Consider the following 21,942-nt stretch of genomic DNA (forward strand, 5'->3'; position numbering starts at 1 on the left):
TCAAGATTGTAACTAGTGTACTCGGCGAATCCAAGCAGACTGCACGAGACCACAAGAGAGATCCCTCGGGCCAATACCGGCTGACTCTAGCCAGCGGGGTCGGTGGCGAAGTCGGTGCGACCTTGGGCTATCCGGACTCAGGCTCGGCGGTGCTTCTGGTAAGCGGCCACCAGCGACCTTGCAGAGTTCTCCCATGTCAGATTGTTGAGCACATGAGTCTTCAGCTTGTCGGAGTCAGGGGCTTCCCAGGCGCGCATGATCGCGGCTCTGATGGACGCGACGGAACTAGGGTCTACATACTCGGCGAGATCCAGGAAGTAGTCAGGGGGACCGCCGTTCTGAGTAATGACGACACGGGCTCCGTGCACAGCGGCTTCGAGGGCAACCAGGCCGGTGCCCTCGAAGAGGCTCGGGAGGCAAAAGATTTTACAAGCCGCGTAGAGAGACTCGAGGGTTTCGTGGCTGAGCCAGCCGAAGAAGCGTATCTGAGGGAAAGGTCTGGCCGCGTCGATCAGTGCCGATTTATCAGGACCTTCCATGGCGTGGCCAGCGATGACAAGCGGGATACCGGTGGGACCGATGGCTTTGATCAGGCGGGCGACGTTCTTACGGCCTTGCGTGTAGGCAGAAACGTGAAGTGCGAACTCCTCAGGCAGGTCGAGCTCGCGGCGAGCGATCTGAGGGTCGGCGGGTTCGGGTGGGGTGACGCCATTGAGGACGATGCTGACTTTGTTCGGGTTGGTGCCCAACCCCTGAACCAGTCGGCCCTGTTCCTCTGTCGACCGGACGATCACGAGGTCTGAACCGTTGGCCTGGGCGGCGTGGAGAGAAGGCGTTGTAAAGACCTTCGGGAGGATGCGTCCGAGCTTTGCGGCAAACCGATAGCGGGCGTTGGACTCTTGAGAGTCAATCGTCGGCGCGAAAACGAGCATCTTGTAGCGGCGACGCGCATCGTGCTCGACTGAATACTGGTGAGTACCACCCAGGAAGAACTGGACCACGTCAAAGTCAGCAACGTCATAGCGTTGCCAGGGATCGAGGCGTGCGACAGGGTGCCCAAGGGCTTCGAGTGCGTCGGCCTGCTTCTCGGCCTGGACTCGCACACCGTTACCGGGGCTTCCGACGGCAAACGGTCCGGGGAGTAGGAAGGCAATCTTCATAGTTAAATCAAGACCTTGTATCGGTCATGCGCGAGCCAATGATGAGAGACCCAGGAACCGTATCTCACGACTCAAGCCGGCTGGGCCAGGGCCTCTGTGAGGGGAATGTATGAGCCGCTCTCGCGGCGGCCTCGTTTGAGTTTCGCCCGCCGCCTCGCATTCAACGCCCTAAAGAGGGGAGGAGCGACCATCGCAAGGGCGAAGACGAGCCTGCGGAAGGCAGGAAGCTGAGGCCAAGCCAAGGAGCGAACGCGCGCGAGATCCTCTGAGTCGCCGTCGGTCAGGGCGCTGCTCAACGCCCGAGAAGCGGTCGCGCGGATAATCGGGTCGAGACCTAGCTTGCCGTAGGCAGGTTGGTTCTTGACCAGGGCTCGGAGCATGTAGTACTCGCTGTTGGCCCATGATGTTCGGGAAATACTCCCAGCGTTGTCGGCCCGGTAGATCGATACGGGTCTGGGGTTGTACGACCAGGTGTGGTCATAGATCACGCGGAGCCACATCTCAAAGTCGTGACGGCGGACCTGCTCAGGGTCGAAGCCACCCACTTCAAGGAAGCGGTCGCGGCGGACAAGGGTGGGGCCTGTCGCGAACTTCAGGTAGGTGTTCCAGCACCTCATATAGTCCCGATGAGTGAGACCGGAAGTTGGGGTATCGATGGGCCAGCGATTCTCGGTCAGGAGGACCTCGTCCCCTTCGTAGAGGTAATGGTCGTAGGCGGTGTAGCCAACATCATTGGTGCCGCGGAGCAGGCCAGCGGCCTTCTCGAGGTGGTGGGGGTACCACATGTCGTCGGCGTCGAGAAAGGCGATCCAGTCTCCCGTGGCGTGGTCGACACCGAAGTTGCGGGCTGCCGCAGCGTTCCCGAAATCGGTGTGCAGGAGCTTGACCGGGACCCCGGATTTCTGGATCTGCTCGACTGAGTCGTCGGAGGAGCGATCATTGATGACGATGATCTCATGGGGCGCAAGGGTCTGCGCTTCGATCGAGTGGAGGGCTGCCACGACCCAGCGACCGGCGTTGTGGCAGGGCATGATGACGGAGGCTTGCATGGGCATTCCACGGGGTTTGATGAGGATGGAGATACTCTTGGACCAGGCTCAATCACTCAGTCCAAGAGCGACACCGTGTTATGGGGGGCAGGTCACCATAACCTTCCCACACGGCTCATAGCAGTGCGAATGCTAACCCCAAGTGGTTGCTGCTGCCTGCCTGCGGGGATGGATTGAAACAGTACCAAGATCATCAGGCTCTACCTGGTAGAGGCCTGATGGTCGAGTTTGCTGCCCGCCGCCATGTTTGAGCCAGATTAACACGCTGAAGTTTGAGAAACCTCAGGTGTTAGACCCCTGAGTGAGGCACCTGCTTCTCTCTCTCATCGAAAGAAAAAACCCCACGCCAGCTCGTGCCGGCGTGGGGCGATTTGATCATGTCAGGCGTCGGCTTCAGGCGGAACGCCGTGTCAGGGCCAGCATCCCAAGGCTCAGCAGGGCAACACTCGCGGGCTCGGGGATCTGCACGGCGTTGATCTCGCCGACCGCAAACACGGTACCTGACGCCTCGATGGTGTAATCAAAGTCAATCACACCCCCGCTGACAGTCCCGGTCAGGCTGTACGAGTCAAAGCCAAACGCGGGAGAGGTGACCGCAAAGTTCGTAGCAAAAAGCGATACGTTCCCGCTGCTGTCGGCAGAGCCTGTGATATCACCCAGCAATGGGTCACCAACTGTCGCGAAATCGATCTCCCCCGTGCCCCCGTTGATCGGGAAGCTGTAAACCAGCGGAGCCGCTGGGGCAGGGAAGCCAAACACAAACCCGCCGAGTTGAATCGAGACCGTGACCGATGAACCGTCACTGGTAAACGTGAAGTCCATGTTGCCGGTCGAACTGAAGGTCGTGTTGAACCAGTCGCCGTCGTAAAAACCCAGGTCACTGGCATCGAACGCCGAAGCGGGAGCAGCCATCGCCAGCGAACCCATCCCGGCCAACAAGAGTGAAGTACGCATCATACCCATTCTCCTCGTAGTCATCGTGCTTACTGACAGCCGAGACACCTGCTCAGAATCAGCAACGACATGTCTTCCCAAAGCAACCTTAATTGTAGAGTCGCACCCGATCCCTGCCAAGAACAATTCCAGATAATCTAACGACTAATTTGGTAAGCACCTGGGTTGATGTCGGCCTCAGGCCCCTGCTGCAGCGGTCTTGGCGTTGCGCACGACGCGTTTGCGGTCCGACTCGTTGAGCAGCTTCTTGCGCATCCGGATCGACTCGGGGGTGATCTCCACCAGCTCGTCCTCAGCGATGTACTCCAGACACGCTTCGAGAGACATCTCTCTGGCTGGCCTCACCTTGGTCGCGTCGTCCGAACCACTCGCTCGCATGTTGCTCAGCTTTTTGTTGATGATCAGGTTGACCGTGATGTCGTTGTCCTTGCAGTGCTCGCCGATGACCTGACCGGAATAAACCGTGTCGCCGGGACGCACGAAGAAGGTTCCGCGATCAAACAGCCGGTCCAGCGAGTACGCCGTCACGCGCCCGCCCTCAAGCGCGACCATCACACCCGCCACACGATTGGGGATCTCCCCGCGAACCGGCTCGTAGCGAAGCAGGTTGTGGTGCATGATCGCCCGGCCCTGCGTCGCCGTGAGCATCCGCGTCCGTAGGCCAATGAGGCCGCGAGCCGGGATCGTGAACTCCATGTGGATGTAGTCGCCCGTCCCCGCTTTGGGATCGATCCGAACAATCTCCGCTTTACGGTTGCTCACCAGCGACATCACCTCGTTCTGGCACTCGCTCGGGCAATCGACCACCAGCTGCTCGATCGGCTCACAGAGCGTGCCCGCATGCTCTTCACCCTCAGCCGGACGTTTGAGAATGACCTGCGGGCGACCGACCTGCATCTCATAACCCTCGCGGCGCATCTGCTCCAGCAGCACACCCAGGTGCATCAGCCCACGCCCCGACACGAGGAAGCTCTCGCCGGTATCGCCTCGCGCTACCGAGAGAGCGACGTTCGACTGGAGCTCTTTCTGCAACCGATCCCAGATCTGTCGACTGGTGACATACGTCCCCTCACGGCCCGCGACCGGCGAGTCGTTCACCCGGAACATCATGCTCAGCGTCGGCTCGTCAATCTTGACCACCGGCAGGGCCTCGGGACGGTCCGGACAAGCGATCGTGTCGCCGATATCGATCGGGTCCAGCCCCACCACCGCGCAGATATCACCGGCGATCACCTCGTTCGCCTCCTTCTGGGCCAGCCCGTCGAACTCATTGAGCTTGACCACACGCTGCATCGACCCCTCACCCGCCCGGTTGATGACCGTGACCTTCTGCCCCGCCGTGATCCGCCCCGCCGTCACCCGACCCACCGCGACACGGCCGACATAGTCGCTGTACTGCAGCGTGGTCACGCTCAACTGTAGCGGGGCCGCCAGCGCCAGGACGCCATTGGCAAAACCCGCCGTCGCCCCTCGGGAAGACCCCTCCGCATAGGGCGCGGGGATGTGCTTGAGGATCGCCTCGTACAACTCGGCCATGTTGGTCGGATGATCCTCGCCGAGATTCTTGACGTCCGCCGTCGCCCAGCCGTTCTTGGCTGAGGCAAAAATCACCGGGAAATCCAGCGCATCATCCGGCGCATGAAGCTGAACCAGTAGGTCAAAGACCTCGTTGATCACGTCATCCGGTCGGGCGTTGGGCTTGTCGATCTTGTTGATCACGACCAGGGGTTTGAGCCCGATCGCCAGGGCCTTGTTGAGCACAAACCGCGTCTGTGGCATCGGGCCCTCGAACGCATCGACCACCAGCAGGCAGCCATCCGCCATGTTCAGCACCCGCTCGACCTCGCCGCCAAAGTCCGCGTGCCCGGGCGTGTCGATCAGGTTGATCTTGTAGTCCGCCCCGTCCGAGTGCCGGTAGTGGATCGCGCAGTTCTTCGCTGTGATCGTGATCCCGCGCTCGCGCTCGATGTCGCCGGTGTCCATGATCAGGTTGTGCTGCCCGCCCGCGAGCTTGCTCAGCTCCTCGTGACGGAACATGCCCGACTGATAGAGCAGCTGATCGGTCAGCGTCGTCTTGCCGTGGTCGACGTGGGCAATGACAGCAACGTTACGCAGGTGGTTCTGGGCCATGGCGGTCCGGGTCGTTTCTTGGTCTTGGGTGATGGATGGGGCGATGGTTGGAAGGCGGGTCGGCATGGCCGATGCAACATTGTACCCATTCCTCGCCCGAAGAAGCAGGGAGAAAAACAGCCCCCAGCCGCAAAGCCGGGGGCTGCGTGTTTAAACAATCGACCGACTCACCGCCGCCGAGCCAAGCCGAGGAGTGCCAGACCCATCAGCGACGCCGACGCCGGCTCTGGAACCGCCCCGGTCACCCCGCCAAAGTTCCCCGCCAGCAGACTCAGGTCGATGAGATCGACGAGGCCGTCGGCGTTGAAATCGCCGCCAAACCAGTTGCTGGCAAGGCCAAAGTTGCTCGCCAGGTTCGACAGGTCGATCAGGTCCACCGAACCGTCGAAGTTCGAGTCGCCGGTCAACACCATCTCCAGAGCGTCAATATTGTCGCCCTCCAGCGAGAAACCCGTGCCCAAACCCAGATCGGGGCCACCGGCATACAACGCGAACGAGCCAGTGAAATCCGTGAAGAACACGTCTGCAGGGCCCACGGTGATACCGTTTGCGTTGAGTGTGAACAGCAACGCCGACCCGGGAGACAGGCTAAAGAGGGCGAAATCGCGCCCCGGCTCGACCTGCTGGTCCTCATCAACATCCCAGACCACAAGCCCATCGATATCCTCGCCGATCGCTTCGCCCTGGTCACCCACAAAAGGCGTCAGGCTCGGACCGAACACCTGGGCATCCGTCGCGTACAGAAAACTCGTGTTGGTCCCGCCGGGCGTCACATAAATGTGCGCTGGTGAATAACGCGGGCCGCCAATCGCGAAGTTCTTGAGCAACGCCTCATCGGGGTTAATCGAGTGGTACGCGGTCGAGTCGATCCACAGGTCGCCATCGACGTCCATATCACGAAACTCGAACGCGTCGATATTGTCGGCTTCCGGCTCGAACTGACCCAGCCCCTCCATCAGGCCAAAGTCATCACTCTCGTCGTACACCATCTGGTTGCTGCCGAACCCGGCGCTTGTCGCGCCGAGCGAGCCGACGTACCCGGCGTTAGCGGGGAGCGTGCCGACATAGGACGCTGGCGACCGGAACACCTTGCTGCTGACAAAAATGTCCGCGGGCTGCTCACCCGTCGCGGCCTGTATCGGTACATCACCGGCAAAGCCCTGCGTGATCCGATCCACACTGAACACGATGTTGAAGGAACGCCCCTGCGAGAGCTGGCGATTCCCCGCATCGTCGATCGCGCTGTTATTGCTGTACGCATCCAGATACGACCACGGATCACCCGTGCCGGTATCGATGAAGGGGGTTGAATCCGCGACTGGACCCTTTTCGAGGACCCACGCGTCACCATCGGGGCCAAACCCACTCAGCGTCGGCGAGGGAGCCAGGCCTGGGAAGAAGTAGTACCCAAACGGATCCTCGGCGCCGTAGCCCGCGATCGCCCCGGCCGCAGAAGAAATCGGCGAAGAAGGGTTGTCATCGAGGCTGAATACCGGCCCCAGCGCGGCGTGCGCCGAGCCCGTCCATGCGCCCGCCACGACCATTCCTGCCACACCCATCGCCATCGTTGAACGATTCATCATTCGGTCTCCTTGAGACTTCTCCGGTCTGTTGTCAGGTCGCCAGCCACCCATGGGCCCGCTTCTCCACGTCTCCCTGACACCCCATTTTTACCCGGTGTAAGCCCCCATCCTGCGCAGGGTTCCCCCTTACAGACCAGTCTGAAGCCCAGTCCTCAAACTTACCCCACAAAGCCATGATCGCCACCTGAATCTCAGGCGAATCAGGAACCGCGGAGCTTGGTGAATACCAACTCGCGGACGACCTGGGGGTTGGCCGCCCCGCCGGTCTTCTTCATGATCTGACCCAGCAGCATGCCGACCGCCTTGTCCTTGCCGCTGCGGATGTCCTCGATCGCGCGGGCGTTGCGGGGTTCGGCGAGGACCTCATCGACGAAGCCTTCCAATGCCGACGTGTCGCTGACCTGCATCAATCCCTCAGCGTCGGCCACCCGCTCGGGGTCGCCGCCACGATGTCCTGATTCAGGATCAATCAGGGCCTTGATCAGCTTGTCCGCTGCGGATGAGCTGAGCTTGTTGTCCGCGATCATGCTGTCGATCGTGGCGACCTGCTCGGCCGTGAGCGACGAACCGATGGCGACGCCCAACTCATTGGCCGACTTCAGACCGGCGTTGAGCAGCAGGGCGAGCGCACGCTTGGGGGTTACGCCACGATCGACGACGCCGTCGTAGAGCAAGGCCAGCCCCGGGTCATCCAGGAGCTGGCGTGTCTCGGAGGCGCCGATTCCGGCGTCCGCCCACGCCTTGAGGCGTTCGGGAAGCAACCGGGGCATGCGTGAGCGGATGTCGTTGAGCCAGTCCTCATCGACGACCAGGTCCACGAGGTCGGGGTCGGGGAAGTAGCGGTAATCGTGGGCGTCTTCCTTCTCACGCTGGAGGATGGTGACTTCGCGGTTGTCGTCCCACCCGCGGGTTGATTTCGCACCCGCAGACATGACCCGGCCGGTCTCGAGCCAATCCTCGACCTGGCGGACGTACTCGTGCTCGATCGACCCTTTGACGGCGCGGAACGAGTTGAGGTTCTTGATCTCGGCGATCGGGGTTTTGAACACCTCCCCGCCTCGCTCGATCACGACGTTGATGTTGGGCTCGAAGCGGATGTGCCCGCGCTGCATGATGCCCTCGGTGACGCCGAGGTGCCGGCAGAGGTCGCGGAGCATGACGGAGAAGGTGACGGCTTCGTCAGCGGTGGCGAAGTCGGGCTCAGTGACGATCTCCAGCAGCGGGGTGCCGGCGCGGTTGAGGTCGACGATCGAGTGGTCGATCATCAGCCCACCCGGAGCCTCGTGCATGAGCTTGCCGGCGTCCTCTTCGAGGTGTGCGCGCGTGATGCCGATGCGTTTGGTCGGTCCGTCCAGGGGACGGGTGGGGTCGAGGGGGAGATCGAGGTGTCCGGGTCCGCAGATGGGTTCCTCGTACTGGCTGATCTGGTAGTTCTTCGGTAAGTCCGGGTAGTAGTAGCTTTTACGATCCCAGTGGCAGCGATCGGCGATCTGACAGTGCAATGCGAGGCCGACCATCAGGGACATCTCGACGGCGGCTTTGTTCATGACTGGGAGGGTGCCGGGCATGCCGATGACGACCGGATCGGTGAGGGAATTGGGCTCAGCGTCGTGGAAATCGGGGTTTGCGACGTTGGGGGCGGAGGTCCACATCTTGGAGCGGGTGTCGAGCTCGACGTGGATCTCCATGCCGACGATGAGCCGGGTTTTGAGGCCCAGGGCGGCGAAGCGTTCCTGATCTGCGGGGGCAAGGCTCATCATCGTCCTCAAAACGGGGCTTTAGACAGTGCGCACAAGATACCGAACGCTCAAAACAGCGCCGGATCGGTCTGTCCGAGTCGATCAAACGCTGCCAAACGCAGCAAACAGGCGTCACAATGTGCGCACGGCCGGGCTCCGAGCGGGTGCTGCGCGTCTTCGATCGGGTCGTAGCAGGAGTGGGTCAGTCCGTAGTTGAGGCCGAGGCTCAGACCTTTTTCGATGATCTGGGTCTTGGTGAGATCGACGAGCGGGGCGTGGATGCGCAGCCAGTCTCCGCCGGGGGATTCGACGCCGGCGCGGGTGGCGAGGTTGGCCATGGCGCGGAAGGCTTCGAGGTAGTCGGGTCGGCAGTCGGGGTAGCCGGAGTAGTCGACGGCATTGACGCCGAGGAAGACGTCGCGGGCGCTCAGGACTTCGGCGAGACCGAGGGCGAAGCTCAGGAAGATGGTGTTGCGTGCGGGGACGTAGGTGATGGGGATGCCGTGGCTCATGGCGGAGGCTTCGCGGTCTTTGGGGACCTCGATGTCGGAGGTGAGGGCGGAGCCGCCAAAGGCTCGGAGGTCGATGGTGGCGACGCGGTGGCTGGCGGCGTCGAGTTCATCGGCGAGTCGTTTGGCGGCGTGGAGTTCGACGCGGTGGCGCTGGCCGTAGTCGAAGCTCAGGGCGTGGCAGTCGAAGCCCTCTTCGCGGGCGATGGCGAGGACGGTGGCGGAGTCGAGACCGCCGGAGAGGAGGACGATGGCGGGTTCACCCTTGCTCATCGAGATTGCTTCCCTTGCTTTGATCGTTGGGTGACCTGGGTTTGGTCTTGCTGACGACGACGAGCGTCTTGGCGACCATGTCGCCGAGACGTTGTCGAGGGCCGAACAGGGTGAGGATCAGGAGGAGCACGGCGACGAGGTCGAAGCTCTTGAGGAGGTTGCGGGCGATGATCTGGAGGATCGTTGGTTTGCTGCCATCGATCGATCGGACTTCGATGCCCATGAGTGCTTTGCCCGCGGTCCTGCCGGTGATGGCCTCGGCGATGCCGGTGGAGAGGATGAAGAGGGCGATGACCACGAGGCCGGGCATCACTCGTGTCCAGGTGTTGGCGAGGACCTGTCCAGGCCAGGAGGCGGCGAGCTGGGCGCTTTCGAGTTGGAAGAGCCACATCACCAGGAGCAGGCAGGGCATCAGGTCGATCATGCCAGCGGTCGCTCGCGTGCCGAAGGGGGCGAGCACGACCTGCTTGACCTTGAGTTTGGCCGGCATCCTGCGGTTTTCGAGGGTGATCAGTAGGAGCAGGAACGAGGTGATCCAGATGAAGACGGGGATGGCGTAATCGGGTCGGGACCAGGGCGGGGCGATGGGCTGGACTGAGAGGGAGCCGGCTTTGTCGTTGTTGCCATCGGGGTCGGACCAGGCCCAGGCAAGAGTCGGGATGCCCTCATCCCACCGAGTGACGCCGGCGAGGAGGAGCCCGCCATCGAAGGTGGTGGCTGCGATGGCGAGGGGGCCTGCGGATTGGTCATCGCCTAAGACGACGGTGCGTGGCGGGCGACGTTCGGCGGCGACTTCGACCGCGCCGCGACCGTCAGCGGTGATCCGCGTGAGCTGGCCGTGGTCCATGAGCAGGTCGCCAGCGATGGTCACGAGTCCTTGGGCATCGGTCACGGTGCCGAGTCGGAAACGGTCTTCGATGCGTTCGAGGGGTGCAACACCGATGGGGGCTTGCGGCGTGAAGCCGCTGATCTCCATGCCATCGACCTCGCCGAGGTCGGGTCGGAGGCTGACGATCGGGACACCTGCGGGTGTGACGCCGAGGAGCGTGGGGCGATCGCCATCGAGACCTTCGATGGGGAACGTTTCCCAGCTTGATCCGGTCCAGATCGCCAGGGCGATGGTGGGGAGAGGTGGATTGATGGGTTCGTCGGCTTCGGTCTCCGGCGGCTGAGGTTCTTCCGGGAGCGGCTGGGTCTCTTCGTCTGGCTGGGACTTGGCGAGTTCCTCAGCGGGGATGCCGAGGATCAGGGCGAGCGTTTCGAGGTTGCTGGAACGACGGCGGGCCTGGGTGACGATCTGATCGGCTGGCTGCTGGCGGATGAGGACGATCGGCCCGGTTTCGGCTGAGACGGCGGAGAGGGCGTGTCCGGGGAGTGGGGCACCGACGGTTTCGTCGTAGCCCCAACGGCCCGCGAGTTCGGACCAGGTCGCGTGTCGTTGGCGGACGACCTTGCCGTTGAAGATCCAGAGGGTCTGGTCGTGTGCGGTGAGGCCGTCGATGCCAACACCGGCGTCGAGGCGGCCGGCGCGGTGCAGCTCGCTCATCGATTCAGTCGCTGGGAGGTGATAGACCTTCCAGGGTTCGGTGGTGTTGAGTCGAGTCAGGACCCAGGCGTGCTCGAGGGAACCGGCGAGGCGCAACTCACTGGCGCTGGCGGTCTGGGCGAGCAGCAGCAGGAGCATGCCGAGGGCAGTCTGGAAGCGAGTCGGCCGACGATCTTGGCGGGTCAGAGCCATCATGTTGTCGAGCGTAGTCGCCTCACGGCCCCTCGGCGAGTCGGCAGGGTCGATACCATGCTCGCCATGCTTTGGAAGCGTGTGATCTCGGGCTCGCTGCTGGTCCTGATACTGCTGATCATGATCGCGGTCGATGACACCCTGGACCGGGTGCGGATCGACAGCTCGGTGCTGAGCGCGGTGCTGCCCGATGGCGATCGGCTGCCCCGGGGGGTGATCCTGCTGGTGATGCTGTTGCTGGCGCTGATCCCGGTGACCCGTGAGATGGCTTGGCTGATGAAGAGCCGGGGCTCGCGGGTGTCGTGGGGGTTTGCTTATCTGTGTGCTGCCTCGGGGGCGATCTACCTGTACACGATGCCGCAGGGTCCGAGCGGTCAGGGGGGGAGCACTCCGCTGGCGGGGTTGCTGGCGGCGGTGCTTTTCTTGTCGCTGGTTCAGCCCTTGCGTCGGGGTGAGCGGGAAGGGGCGATCATGAGCGCGGCGGCGGCGCTGCTGTGCATCGTGTACCTCGGGCTGATGCCGGGATTCCTGCTGGCGATGCGTTGGTGGCACTCGGCGTGGACGGTGGTGGCGTTGATTCTGGTCATCAAGGCGTGCGACATCGGGGCGTATTTTGCCGGGCGCTGGTTTGGGCGGACGCCGTTGATCCCGCTGGTGAGCCCGAAGAAGACGGTGGAGGGACTGATTGGGGGGCTGATTTTCTCGTCGCTGGTGGCGATGGGATTGGCCGCGCTGAGCAATGTGATGGGGGTGTCGGGGCACTGGGTGGTGGGCGATCAGGGGCCGGTGTTTGTCGCTTACGACTGGCCGCTGGGGTTTGCTGCGGTGTCGGGGGCGTTTCTGGGTCTGGTGGGGCATTTTGGCGACCTGATCGCGAGCCTGTTTAAGCGGGATGCCGCTGTGAAAGACGCGGGGGCGACAGTCCCGGGCTTCGGGGGCATGCTGGATGTTCTGGACTCGCTGCTGCTGGCGGCCCCGGCTGGCTACGCGGTCTTGCGGTTCGGGGCGTGGTGGCTGGCCCCTGACGGGTTTGGATAAAAACGTGTTATCTGTGCATAAGAAGCGAGCATCGCCTTGCCCCGGCCCCGGGCGCGGAGTACGCTGCTTATAGGACACAGGCCCGCTGACACGGCCAGAACAGGTCGATAAGGGTCTTATGGTCTCGCCTTGTGGCGAGCCGAGTGCGTAGTTTTTTCGATCCTTCTCAGGAGATTCGCCCATCGCTAGGGGACGCTTCCGACCGCAGCCCAAGCCCAACGACAAAGGCCTGCGCCATAACGACATGATCCGAGTCCCACAGGTCCGGCTCATTGATGAAGACAACGAGCAACTTGGCATCATTGATGTCAACGAAGCCAAAGAGCGAGCCCGCGAGGCCAATCTTGACCTCGTGGAGGTGTCGCCTAACTCCGATCCGCCGGTGTGCCGGATCATGGACTACGGCAAGTGGAAGTACGCCCAGAAGAAGAAGGAATCGAAGGCGAAGTCGCACGCGAGCCAGAGCGAGCTCAAGGGCATCCGCCTGCGTCCGAACATCGACGACCACGATCTCGATATCAAGCTGCGCAAGGCCCGGGAGTTCCTCGAAGACGGCCACAAGGTGCAGTTCACCATGCTGTTTCGTGGCCGGCAGATGGCGCATCAGGGGATGCACATCGATCAGCTCCGCAAGATCTGCGACAGCCTGGGCGATGTCTCGAAGATCGAGCAGGACCCGAAGATGATGGGTCGGCGGGCCACGATGGTGCTCGCGGCCGATCGCTCGGGTGCCGCGAAACCCAACAAGAAAAAGCCTGGGGGTGGTGAGGCCAAACCAGCCCCCGCTCCGGCTCCTGCTGCTGCCCCTGCTCAGCAGGCGGTGCCTGAGCCAGCGAGCTCGCCGAGCGAGTGACTGATCGTCACAAGCGACTTGATCGCTGTCGTCATCACCGGGTTACGATGCCCTGATGCCGTTAGGTTTCTCACACCGTTGGCTGATCATCTCCGGGCTGCTGGCTCTGCAGTTGCTGTGCCTGGTGGTGTCTGTTTCGCTGCTGGACGCCTGGGCGGATGAAGCCCTGCAACGAGCATCGCAGCCGGTGGCTGAATCGGCTCAGGCCCAGAGCCAAATCGACGCCAGCCTGGCTCGGCTACGCAGCGGAGCGATGATCGCGGCGGGGGTGGTGTTGCTGATTACGTGCACGCTGGTTTTCTGGTTCGTCCGCAGCTCCGAGCGCACGCTCCAGGCCCGGGGTGAGGCGCTGCAGCGGACTCTTGAGTCGCAGTTCAATCGGCGGACTCGGGACCTTGAGCGAGGGCGCGACGCGGTGGCGTTTGGGCTCGCGCGACTCGCGGAATCCCGGGATGATCAGACCGGCGACCATCTCGAACGGATCAGCCTGTACACCGAGGCGCTGGTCCGACACATGGAGCGGACGCGGACAGACCTGCGCATTGACGATGTGGAGATGATCATTCGGACCGCCCCGCTGCATGATATCGGGAAGGTCGGAATTCCTGACGCGGTGCTGCTCAAGCCCGGACCGTTGACGGACGACGAGCGCGAGATCATTCAGCGACATCCGTACATTGGCGGGGATACTTTGGTCGAGATGAAACGGCGGTGGGGCGACGACGATTTTCTTGATACCGCCTGCGAGATCATTTTTGGTCACCACGAGAGGTGGGACGGGACGGGGTATCCGTTCGGGCTCAAGGGGCAGAACATCCCGTTGTCGGCGCGCATCGTTGCGGTGGCGGATGTGTATGACGCACTGACCACGGCTCGGCCTTACAAGTCGGCGATGACTCACGAGAAGGCGTCGGCGATCCTGCGCGAGGGATCGGGGAGTCATTTCGACCCGGAGGTCATCACGGCCTTCGAGCAGATCGCTGAGGAGTTCCGAGAGATTGCCAGGAAGAACCAGGACGCGCCTTCCGAGGCGCAAGAACAACCCGCGGCCGGTTGACCGCGGGTTGCCGGGATTCAGATCAAGTCAGCCGTCGCTTAGTAGCGGTAGTGCTCGGGCTTGTAGGGGCCATCAACATCGACGCCGATGTAGTCGGCCTGCTCTTTGGAGAGCTTGGTGAGCTTGACGCCCAGCTTGTCGAGGTGGAGACGGGCGACCTTCTCGTCGAGCTTCTTGGAGAGAAGGGTGACCTTGTTCTCGTCGTAACTCATGCCTGAGAGCGTGTCCTGGCCCTTGTTAAAGAGGGCGAGGTCGATCTGGGCGATGGTCTGATTCGTGAACGAGGCGGACATCACGAACGAGGGGTGACCGGTCGCGCAACCGAGGTTGAGCAGACGGCCCTCAGCGAGAATCAGGACGCTGTGGCCGTCCTTGAAGGTCCACATGTCGTACTGCGGCTTGATGTTGGTGTGCTTGGCGAGCTGCTTGAGCTCGGCCATCTCGATCTCATTGTCGAAGTGGCCGATGTTGCCGACGATCGCCTTGTCCTTCATCTTCGACATGTGCTCGGCGGTGATGATCTTGTAGTTGCCGGTGGTCGTGATGAAGATATCAGCGGTATCGATGACATCCTCGATCGTGGTGACCTCATAGCCTTCCATGGCGGCCTGGAGGGCGCAGATCGGGTCGATCTCGGTGACGATCACGCGAGCGCCCTGGCCCTTGAGGGACTGGCAGGAGCCCTTGCCGACGTCGCCATAGCCGCAGACGACGGCGACCTTGCCGCTGACCATGACATCGGTCGCGCGGAAGAGGCCATCGACGAGCGAGTGACGGCAGCCGTAGAGGTTGTCGAACTTGCTCTTGGTGCAGGAGTCGTTGACGTTGATGGCGGGGAAGAGCAGGGTGCCTTCCTTCTGGAACTTGACCAAGTTCTTGATACCCGTGGTCGTTTCTTCGGTCACGCCCTTGCAGGTTTCAGCGGCCTTGACCCAGCGGTCTGGATTCTCTGAGATGGTCTTGGCCAGGACCTTGAGGACTTCCTTGAACTCCTCGTTGTCGGTGGTCTCGGGTCCGGGGACGCTGCCGGCCTTGGTGTACTCGGCACCCTTGTGGATCAGCAGGGTGGCGTCGCCGCCATCGTCGACGATCTGGTCGGGGCCCTGGCCGTCGCCGAAGTCGAGCATGCGCTCGGTGCACTGCCAGTACTCCTCGAGGCTCTCACCCTTCCAGGCGAAGACGGGGATGCCCTTGGGGTCTTCGGGGGTGCCATCGGGGCCGACGGCGATCGCGGCGGCGGCGTGGTCTTGGGTGCTGAAGATGTTGCAGGAGCACCAGCGGACGTTCGCGCCGAGGGCAACGAGGGTTTCGATCAGCACGGCGGTCTGCACGGTCATGTGCAGCGACCCGCCGATGTTCAGACCGGCGAGGGGCTGGCTGGGGCCGAACTCTTCACGGCAAGCCATGAGGCCGGGCATTTCCTGCTCGGCGAGGAGGATTTCCTTGCGTCCCCACTCGGCCAGCGAGAGGTCGGCGACTTTGTGTTCCAGGCCTGTTGGGGCCGCGACTGCGGTTGATGCGCTCATCAATCATGCTCCTTAAAAGCGTTGGGATTCGTAGAAAAATTATGCCCCGGTACGCCGGCCACGTGCCAGCATGAGGGCGGGGCCCTGGGTCTCGGGTTCGGGCGGGAGGACCCGCCGGTTCACGCTGACGAAACCAGCGTTCTCAAGAATGCCGGCGAGGGCTTCGGGGTCGAAGCCCGGGTGTCGCTGGCCGACCTGCCTGCGGAAGGCGTCGTCATCGTGCTGCAGGAGGTCGACGATCACCAGACGCCCGCCTGGCTTGAGTAGGCGCCGTGCCTCGGCGATGACCTCTTCGATCTGTTCGACGTAGGTCAGCACGAGCACGAGCAAGGCTGCGTCGAGAACGCGGTCGCCGAGCGGGATCGCTTCGACCGGTGCCTCGATCAGCTCGACGTTGCTCATGTCGGCGGTGGCATGACGGGCGGCCAAGAGCATCGAGGCGGAGTCATCGATGCCATAGACCTGCTTCACCTGCGGGGCCAGTTCGGCGACGACGCGACCGGTGCCGCAACCGAGGTCGCCGACGACCCACTCATCGGGAAGCAGGCCCAGCAGCGCACGATGACCAAAGAGTCGGCCGTAGAGCTCGACCCGGAGGTTGTCCCACGCCGAGGCGGCGTCGTCGAAGAAGGCTCGTGAGGATCCACGTCGCTCGCGGAGGCGCGAGGCTAGGCGCAATCGGTCCTGCTTGAGCGTGGGCCAGGTCTCGGTGCGCCCGCAGGCAAGGCCCCAGAGGTCCTCAGCACCATTGTGGATGCGCTCGCTGTCGAGGCGGTAATAGTTGGTGGTCCCGTCCTTGCGACTGACGACCCAGCCCTCATCCGTGAGCACCTTGAGGTGGCGGCTCACGGTGGACTGGGGCATTTGGAGGACGGCACAGAGGTCCGAGACCGCCAGTTCCCCGGTCTCCACGGCACGCAGCAGCCTGAGCCGGGTGGGCTCGGCCAGCGTGGCGAAATCGCGGAGCAAGTGATCGACGGACACTATTCATCCTTTCATCCGGATGAAGTAATATATCGGTCGATGGGCCGTGCGGCTACTGCCGAAGCGGAAATGAATCCCCTTTTCCCGATTTTGTCTGCTTTAATCTGACTCTTCCTCTTGTATCATTCTGATCGACATGAAGTTACGTCGATTCTCACCCATTCTGGTCCTGCTGCTCGTGGCGAGCCTGCCCGGCTGCTACAAGACGCGCGAGGTCAGCTCAACGTGGGATACCTACCGCGATCTGGCGTGGGCTGACCGCCGGAGCGATGGCCGGGGCGGCTCCAATCAGCAGACCTGGTCGATCCAAGCGGCGTCCTTCGCGGGTCCGGATCGTTTCGATCGGGCTCGCGTGGCGATGGCGTTGCTTCGCGATGAATACCGACTGGACCCGGTCTGGATGGAGGACCTGATGGGTCGTGCGACGATCTTCGCCGGGCGTTTCGATTCGCGGACAAGCCGGAGCACCCGCCGAATGGTTGATCGTGTGACGGACGCGGAGATCGAGGGCGTCAAGGTCTTCGCCGAGGCGAGGGCCGTGCCGGTTGCGGGCGGGCGCATCCCGGTGACCGACCCGTACAACCTCGCCGGGTATCCCGGGCGGTACAGCCTGCAGATCGCCGCCTACGACCGCGCCTTCGGCGACAACTTCCGCCAGGCCGCCGAGGAGGCGGTGAAGACGCTGCGCCAGGACGATCACGAGGCGTACTACTTCCACGGCCCACACCTGTCGCTGGTGACCATCGGGATTTTTGAGGACATGGATTTCGCCAACACCCCCGAGGGCTTCCGCGGGTACGGGCCACGGATCCGGGAGATACAGAAAGTGTTTCCCTACAACTCACTCAACGGGCTGACGATCCAGGAACGGTTCCAAGGCCAGACGCTGGGCAATCAACCCAGCTCACTGATCCGTGTGCCGTGAGACGCTGTCGGATGATCGACCTGCCCGCCAGAGGTCCCAAACCAGCAGCACATAGACCGGTAGGTATTCGATCCACATGACTGCTGACGGCAGTCGGTAGCCGGGTTGTGTGTGCGCAGCGTAGGCCCAGAGAACTGTCAGGCTCAGCATCCACGCGGAGGCCGCTGGCCGGATCGCGCAGAACGGCAGCATCCATAACGCGTACCACGGGTGCGCCGTGCTGGTGGTCAGCAACCCGGCGAAGCCCAGCCACATCACAGCGCTCGCCGAGTCGATCTTGCGCCATGAGATGAGGAGCACCACGCCTAGAAGTGTCGCGCCGCCTAGGGTGTCGGCCTGCGCTTTGCTGTCAAGAAGCCACATGAGCACTGCGTGCAACGATCCGTTGAATGACCAGACCTCGACGAAGCGCTCGCCGGTCTCGAACAACCGATCGACCCCGCCCTGCATCATGACGAACGGCAGCCCGACGGCGCAGCCGACGACGACTGCCGACCCTGCCGAGAGCAGGATCGCCCGCCATCGCGGCCACAGCGTGGTGATGATGATCGGGACCAGCAGAACACCCAAGGGCTTGACCAGCACGGACAGCGCGAGGCACCCGCCCAGCCCGATGGCATCTGCAACGCGCCAGCTCGATCGCTGGCGCAGGCCGATCCAGAACGACACGACGAGCACCAGGAACATTACGCCAATCGGGTCCTGATGCCCCGAGCCGGCGACCTCGACCAGAGCCAGCGGGTGCCAGGCATAGAGGCAGGCCCACCACGCTGAGAGCCTGAGTCGGCTGAGCACCAGCAGCAGGCCGATGACAACGCCAAGGTCGAACAGGCCAAACACGAGACGATACCAACGATCGCGCAGCAGATCACCCGCCCTCCACGACTCGGGGAGTTGTTCGTAGACGACCGCAGCGCCGGCAAAGACCCACTGACTGGTGGGTAGGTAGATCGTCACCAGTTCGGGGTTGTTGATGAGCTTGACCACCTCCGGCAACGGCGCTTGCGCTGGGTCCAGCTCTGCGGGCGCAGTGGCGTAGGGATTCCCGCCTTCGGCGAGGGTCGCGCCATCGTGGATGTAGCGCCAGATGTCATCCGACAGCACAGGCGGGCCGCCGAGTGAGACCAGCACCCGAGCCAGAGCCGCTACGGCAACGATGATCACGCTGGCTCGCTTGAAACACCCCGTTGCGGTTCGCTCGCTACGCAGGTCCCAGGCCAGCCAGGTCAGCATGAGCCAGCCGGTGGCTCCGCCGATCCAGAGCCAGACCAGCGAGATGATCCGCTCGTCGAGTGCCCGTGGCCAGCTCAGCGTCATCACGACCAGGCAGATCGACACCAGCAGCACACTCTTGCCCGCAGCAATCTTTGACCACGGCACGCGATCATTCATCGGAACGACCGCCCTCCCGCAAGCGCGTCGTCATCATCTTCGCCAGCGTCTTGCCCACTTCATCCAACGTGGGAGCCCGCTCGCCAAGCAGGCTCTGCAGGCTCGCGACGCCGCGCTCGGCGAGCCCGCAGGGCACGATCAACTCGAAGTGGCTCAGGTCGGTCGCGACGTTCAGCGCCAGACCGTGAAGCGTGACACCTCGCCTGATCCGCACGCCCATGGCGCAGATCTTTGTGGGCGTCTCGTTCTTCCGGCGTAGGCTGGCATCCCATCGAGTGGAGTCCACCCAGACGCCTGTGGCCCCCTCACGGCGGAAGCCGTTAACGCCATAGGCTTCGAGTGTTTCGATCACCACCGACTCCAGCAATCGCATGTACCGGCCGAGATTCAGCCCGTGATCGCGCAGGCGGATGATCGGGTACGCCACGAGCTGGCCCGGACCGTGATAGGTGACGTCCCCGCCACGGTCGGTGATGGCTAGATCGATACCGAGGCGTTGACGCTGCGCCTCACTGGCGAGGACGTGGGCGTGGTACGCGGGTCGATCGGGCAGCGTGATGACCGGCGGGTGCTCGACCAGCAGCAACTGCTCTGGCTCGCCAGCCTCGACTGTCTCGTGAACAGATCGTTGCTGATCGAGTGACTCGGCGTATCCAAGACGCCCGAGCCATTGCACCACGAGGGAGGTTGGTTGGGTCTCTGCGGTCATCGCCATAGCCTATGATGGGTCCACCTCAAGCACCCCTCAAGTGAAGCATTTTTTTGGCCAACATCCACCCCACCGCCCTGGTCGATCCGAAAGCCACCCTCGCTGACGATGCCGAGATCGGCCCGTGGTGCCGGATCGAGGGCGATGTCCGGATCGGCTCGGGCACGCGGCTGATCTCGAACGTCCATCTCGAAGGCCCGCTGCGTGTCGGCGACAACAACACCATCTACCCCAACGTCTGCCTGGGCTTCGCGGCGCAGGATCGAAAGTACGACCCGACCACGCCGGGGGCAGGCGTGACCATCGGAGACCACAACATCCTCCGCGAGGGCGTGACCATCCACCGGGCGACAGGGGATCACCCGACCGCCCTCGGCTCCGACAACTACCTGATGGTCAACAGTCACCTCGGCCACGATGTGATCGTCGGCGACCGGTGCAACCTCGCCAATGGCGTGCTGCTTGGGGGTCATGTGATCGTCCAGAATGACGTGACCATCGGCGGGGGCACCGCGGTGCACCAGAACTGCCGTCTCGGTCGCCGATCGATGGTCGCGGGTGTGATCGCCGTGATCCAGGATGTGCTGCCGTTCTGCGTGGTGTTCCACACCCGCGAGATCATCGGCCTGAACCTGATCGGTCTTCGCCGCGCTGGCATGCGTGATGAGATCCGACCACTCAAGCAGGCTCTGGCGTACGCCGGCAGCTCAGGCCTGAGCAACAAGGCCGCTTCCGAGCGCATCCGCGCCGAGTTGGCCGATCACTCGACCTGCCTGGAGATGGCGGACTTCATCGAATCGACCCAGCGCGGCATCAGCCCGTTTAGCAAGTCGTCTCGAAGCGCAGCGGACTCGGACTGATTACACCTTCAGGTCGGCCTCGTATCCCAGACTCTCCGCGTAGCGCTGGCGGATCGGCGTCACCACCTCGGCGATGAAGTGCTCGACCTGCTCCGGGGCCCGGCCGATGAAGCGCTGGGTGTCCATCGCCAGCCCCAGATCGACCTGCTTGAAGAGATCATCACTCCGCAGCCGCTCGATGAGGTCGTTCGCAACGCCTTCTTCTTTAACGCGTCTCGCGGCCGCCATGCTGTGCTGGCGGATGGATTCGTGGGCGTCCTGCCGATCGACGCCGTGTCGCGCTGCGGCCATGAGAATCTCTTCGGTCGCCATGAACGGAAGCTCGGCCTCGAGGTTGGCTCGGATCACCTGCGGGTAGACGACCAGACCGGACGCGACGTTGTTAAGCAGGTCGAGGACGCCGTCGATGGCCAGGAAAGGCTCGGGCAGGGTGAGTCGCCGGGCCGAGGAGTCGTCAAGGGTCCGTTCCATCCACTGCTCTGCTGCGGTGACAAACGGCGTCTGAACCATGCCGATGACAAACCGGCTGAGCCCGCAGATGCGCTCGCTGCGCATCGGATTCCGCTTGTATGCCATCGCAGAGGAACCTATCTGGTCGGCCTCAAAGGGCTCCTCGATCTCCTTGCGTGACGCGAGCAGGCGCAGGTCGGTTGCGCACTTCTGCGCCGCCGCCGCGACGGCACCGAGGCTCGCACCGATCTGCCCATCGATCACCCGGGGGTACGTCTGGCCCGAGATCGGCAGCAGGCGATCGACAGGCCAGCCCAGCTTCTGTGTGACGAGTCGATCGAGCGCCTCGACCCGTCGGTGCGCCTCGGCTTCATCGACACCCTCGACAGCTCGAAACAGCGCGAGGAACGACGCCTGAGTCCCGGTGGTTCCCTTGACGCCCCGGAAGGGCAGCCGATCAAGCCGATGCTCGATCTCTTCGAGCGTGATTGCCAGGTCCTGAGCCCACAGCGCCGCGCGCTTGCCTACGGTCGTCGGCTGGGCGGGCTGGAGGTGGGTGAAGCCCAGCGTCGCCAGGTCCTTGTGCTCCTGAGCGAACCGCGCAAGCTTGTCGATGGCGGACGCGAGCTTGTTGGCGACAATGCCCAGGGCTTCGCGGAGCAGCAGCAGTTCGGTGTTGCAGTTGATGAACTGCGAGGTCGCCCCGAGGTGGATGATGCCCCGGGCCTCGGGGGCCGCGTCACCGAAGGCGTGGACGTGGGCCATCACGTCGTGGCGGAGCTTCTTCTCGTAGGTCTCGGCAGCGGTCAGGTCGATCGACTCGACATTCTTCCTTAGCGCCTCGACCTGATCCCGGCTGACCGGCAGGCCCAAATCGTGCTCGGCCTCAGCGAGAACCACCCACAAACGCCGCCAGGTCGTGAACTTCCGCCGGGGCGACCAGACCGCCTGCATCGCCGCAGAGGCATTGCGCGAGGCCAGCGGGGAGACATATCGATCCTCAAGATTCATAG

Annotated in this window: 18 protein-coding genes; 5 read left to right on the forward strand and 13 right to left on the reverse strand. The window is 63.1% G+C overall.

Going from position 1 to position 21,942, the window contains the following annotated elements; genetic code table 11:
- Nucleotides 1-137 precede the first annotated feature (137 nt).
- The 8 genes from RIG82_00445 to RIG82_00480 form a co-directional block, all read right to left on the reverse strand.
- The gene (locus RIG82_00445; protein ID MEQ9459406.1) at nucleotides 138-1,160 is read right to left on the reverse strand and encodes a glycosyltransferase family 4 protein; all 1,023 of its coding nucleotides are present in this window, start codon (nucleotides 1,158-1,160) and stop codon (nucleotides 138-140) included.
- Nucleotides 1,161-1,231: 71 nt separating this feature from the next.
- The gene (locus RIG82_00450; GenBank protein ID MEQ9459407.1) at nucleotides 1,232-2,209 is read right to left on the reverse strand and encodes a glycosyltransferase family A protein; all 978 of its coding nucleotides are present in this window, start codon (nucleotides 2,207-2,209) and stop codon (nucleotides 1,232-1,234) included.
- A 393-nt stretch (nucleotides 2,210-2,602) separates the two neighbouring features.
- Nucleotides 2,603-3,166 (reverse strand): PEP-CTERM sorting domain-containing protein, encoded by a 564-nt coding sequence (locus RIG82_00455; GenBank protein ID MEQ9459408.1) that lies wholly within the window; start codon nucleotides 3,164-3,166, stop codon nucleotides 2,603-2,605.
- 174 nt (nucleotides 3,167-3,340) lie between these two features.
- The gene (typA, locus tag RIG82_00460; protein MEQ9459409.1) at nucleotides 3,341-5,293 is read right to left on the reverse strand and encodes a translational GTPase TypA; all 1,953 of its coding nucleotides are present in this window, start codon (nucleotides 5,291-5,293) and stop codon (nucleotides 3,341-3,343) included.
- A gap of 167 nt (nucleotides 5,294-5,460) precedes the next feature.
- Nucleotides 5,461-6,873 (reverse strand): hypothetical protein, encoded by a 1,413-nt coding sequence (locus RIG82_00465; GenBank protein ID MEQ9459410.1) that lies wholly within the window; start codon nucleotides 6,871-6,873, stop codon nucleotides 5,461-5,463.
- Nucleotides 6,874-7,076: 203 nt separating this feature from the next.
- Nucleotides 7,077-8,636 carry an Asp-tRNA(Asn)/Glu-tRNA(Gln) amidotransferase subunit GatB gene (gatB, locus tag RIG82_00470; protein MEQ9459411.1) on the reverse strand — a complete coding sequence of 520 codons (1,560 nt, stop codon included), beginning with the start codon at nucleotides 8,634-8,636 and terminating at the stop codon, nucleotides 7,077-7,079.
- A gap of 47 nt (nucleotides 8,637-8,683) precedes the next feature.
- Nucleotides 8,684-9,397 (reverse strand): 7-cyano-7-deazaguanine synthase QueC, encoded by a 714-nt coding sequence (gene queC / locus RIG82_00475; GenBank protein MEQ9459412.1) that lies wholly within the window; start codon nucleotides 9,395-9,397, stop codon nucleotides 8,684-8,686.
- Nucleotides 9,384-11,138: an RDD family protein gene (locus RIG82_00480; GenBank protein MEQ9459413.1), complete on the reverse strand. Its 1,755-nt coding sequence runs from the start codon at nucleotides 11,136-11,138 to the stop codon at nucleotides 9,384-9,386. Before RIG82_00480 ends, queC begins: the two co-directional genes overlap by 14 nt.
- A 63-nt stretch (nucleotides 11,139-11,201) precedes the next feature.
- Between RIG82_00480 and RIG82_00485 the strand changes: the two genes are divergently transcribed.
- From RIG82_00485 to RIG82_00495, 3 genes are all read left to right on the forward strand, one after another.
- Nucleotides 11,202-12,173: a phosphatidate cytidylyltransferase gene (locus tag RIG82_00485; GenBank protein MEQ9459414.1), complete on the forward strand. Its 972-nt coding sequence runs from the start codon at nucleotides 11,202-11,204 to the stop codon at nucleotides 12,171-12,173.
- Between the two features lie 229 nt (nucleotides 12,174-12,402).
- Nucleotides 12,403-13,026 carry a translation initiation factor IF-3 gene (gene infC / locus RIG82_00490; GenBank protein ID MEQ9459415.1) on the forward strand — a complete coding sequence of 208 codons (624 nt, stop codon included), beginning with the start codon at nucleotides 12,403-12,405 and terminating at the stop codon, nucleotides 13,024-13,026.
- A gap of 55 nt (nucleotides 13,027-13,081) precedes the next feature.
- Entirely contained in the window at nucleotides 13,082-14,083 is a 1,002-nt protein-coding gene (locus RIG82_00495) for an HD domain-containing phosphohydrolase (protein ID MEQ9459416.1), read from the forward strand.
- A 38-nt stretch (nucleotides 14,084-14,121) separates the two neighbouring features.
- On the opposite strand, the gene ahcY is transcribed toward RIG82_00495, so the two are convergent.
- On the reverse strand, nucleotides 14,122-15,609 hold the full coding sequence (ahcY, locus tag RIG82_00500) for an adenosylhomocysteinase (protein ID MEQ9459417.1): 1,488 nt from the start codon (nucleotides 15,607-15,609) through the stop codon (nucleotides 14,122-14,124).
- A gap of 39 nt (nucleotides 15,610-15,648) precedes the next feature.
- Nucleotides 15,649-16,593 carry a metalloregulator ArsR/SmtB family transcription factor gene (locus RIG82_00505; protein ID MEQ9459418.1) on the reverse strand — a complete coding sequence of 315 codons (945 nt, stop codon included), beginning with the start codon at nucleotides 16,591-16,593 and terminating at the stop codon, nucleotides 15,649-15,651.
- 136 nt (nucleotides 16,594-16,729) lie between these two features.
- On the opposite strand from RIG82_00505, the gene RIG82_00510 reads away from it, so the two are divergent.
- The gene (locus RIG82_00510; protein MEQ9459419.1) at nucleotides 16,730-17,518 is read left to right on the forward strand and encodes a hypothetical protein; all 789 of its coding nucleotides are present in this window, start codon (nucleotides 16,730-16,732) and stop codon (nucleotides 17,516-17,518) included.
- Here RIG82_00510 and RIG82_00515 read toward each other — a convergent pair.
- Both RIG82_00515 and lipB read right to left on the reverse strand, forming a co-directional pair.
- A complete protein-coding gene (locus tag RIG82_00515; GenBank protein MEQ9459420.1) occupies nucleotides 17,498-18,910 on the reverse strand; it encodes a hypothetical protein in 1,413 nt (470 codons plus the stop codon). The genes RIG82_00510 and RIG82_00515 overlap by 21 nt on opposite strands.
- Nucleotides 18,903-19,619: a lipoyl(octanoyl) transferase LipB gene (lipB, locus tag RIG82_00520; protein ID MEQ9459421.1), complete on the reverse strand. Its 717-nt coding sequence runs from the start codon at nucleotides 19,617-19,619 to the stop codon at nucleotides 18,903-18,905. Before lipB ends, RIG82_00515 begins: the two co-directional genes overlap by 8 nt.
- Before the next feature lie 53 nt (nucleotides 19,620-19,672).
- Here lipB and lpxA point away from each other — a divergent pair, with 53 nt between their 5' ends.
- Nucleotides 19,673-20,479, forward strand: a complete 807-nt coding sequence (lpxA, locus tag RIG82_00525; protein MEQ9459422.1) for an acyl-ACP--UDP-N-acetylglucosamine O-acyltransferase — start codon at nucleotides 19,673-19,675, stop codon at nucleotides 20,477-20,479.
- Here lpxA and purB read toward each other — a convergent pair whose 3' ends face one another.
- Nucleotides 20,480-21,940, reverse strand: a complete 1,461-nt coding sequence (purB, locus tag RIG82_00530; GenBank protein ID MEQ9459423.1) for an adenylosuccinate lyase — start codon at nucleotides 21,938-21,940, stop codon at nucleotides 20,480-20,482.
- Nucleotides 21,941-21,942: the final 2 nt, after the last annotated feature.

This window comes from Phycisphaeraceae bacterium, assembly GCA_040222855.1.
Classification (GTDB): Bacteria; Planctomycetota; Phycisphaerae; order Phycisphaerales; family Phycisphaeraceae; genus Mucisphaera.

Excerpts from the sequence above, each read along its gene's own strand:
- RIG82_00445 (MEQ9459406.1), bottom strand. The coding sequence starts at position 1,160 with ATGAAGATTGCCTTCCTACTCCCCGGACCGTTTGCCGTCGGAAGCCCC.
- RIG82_00450 (MEQ9459407.1), bottom strand. The coding sequence starts at position 2,209 with ATGCAAGCCTCCGTCATCATGCCCTGCCACAACGCCGGTCGCTGGGTC.
- RIG82_00455 (MEQ9459408.1), bottom strand. The coding sequence starts at position 3,166 with ATGATGCGTACTTCACTCTTGTTGGCCGGGATGGGTTCGCTGGCGATG.
- typA (MEQ9459409.1), bottom strand. The coding sequence starts at position 5,293 with ATGGCCCAGAACCACCTGCGTAACGTTGCTGTCATTGCCCACGTCGAC.
- RIG82_00465 (MEQ9459410.1), bottom strand. The coding sequence starts at position 6,873 with ATGAATCGTTCAACGATGGCGATGGGTGTGGCAGGAATGGTCGTGGCG.
- gatB (MEQ9459411.1), bottom strand. The coding sequence starts at position 8,636 with ATGATGAGCCTTGCCCCCGCAGATCAGGAACGCTTCGCCGCCCTGGGC.
- queC (MEQ9459412.1), bottom strand. The coding sequence starts at position 9,397 with ATGAGCAAGGGTGAACCCGCCATCGTCCTCCTCTCCGGCGGTCTCGAC.
- RIG82_00480 (MEQ9459413.1), bottom strand. The coding sequence starts at position 11,138 with ATGATGGCTCTGACCCGCCAAGATCGTCGGCCGACTCGCTTCCAGACT.
- RIG82_00485 (MEQ9459414.1), top strand. The coding sequence starts at position 11,202 with ATGCTTTGGAAGCGTGTGATCTCGGGCTCGCTGCTGGTCCTGATACTG.
- RIG82_00495 (MEQ9459416.1), top strand. The coding sequence starts at position 13,082 with ATGCCGTTAGGTTTCTCACACCGTTGGCTGATCATCTCCGGGCTGCTG.
- ahcY (MEQ9459417.1), bottom strand. The coding sequence starts at position 15,609 with ATGAGCGCATCAACCGCAGTCGCGGCCCCAACAGGCCTGGAACACAAA.
- RIG82_00510 (MEQ9459419.1), top strand. The coding sequence starts at position 16,730 with ATGAAGTTACGTCGATTCTCACCCATTCTGGTCCTGCTGCTCGTGGCG.
- RIG82_00515 (MEQ9459420.1), bottom strand. The coding sequence starts at position 18,910 with ATGAATGATCGCGTGCCGTGGTCAAAGATTGCTGCGGGCAAGAGTGTG.
- lipB (MEQ9459421.1), bottom strand. The coding sequence starts at position 19,619 with ATGACCGCAGAGACCCAACCAACCTCCCTCGTGGTGCAATGGCTCGGG.
- purB (MEQ9459423.1), bottom strand. The coding sequence starts at position 21,940 with ATGAATCTTGAGGATCGATATGTCTCCCCGCTGGCCTCGCGCAATGCC.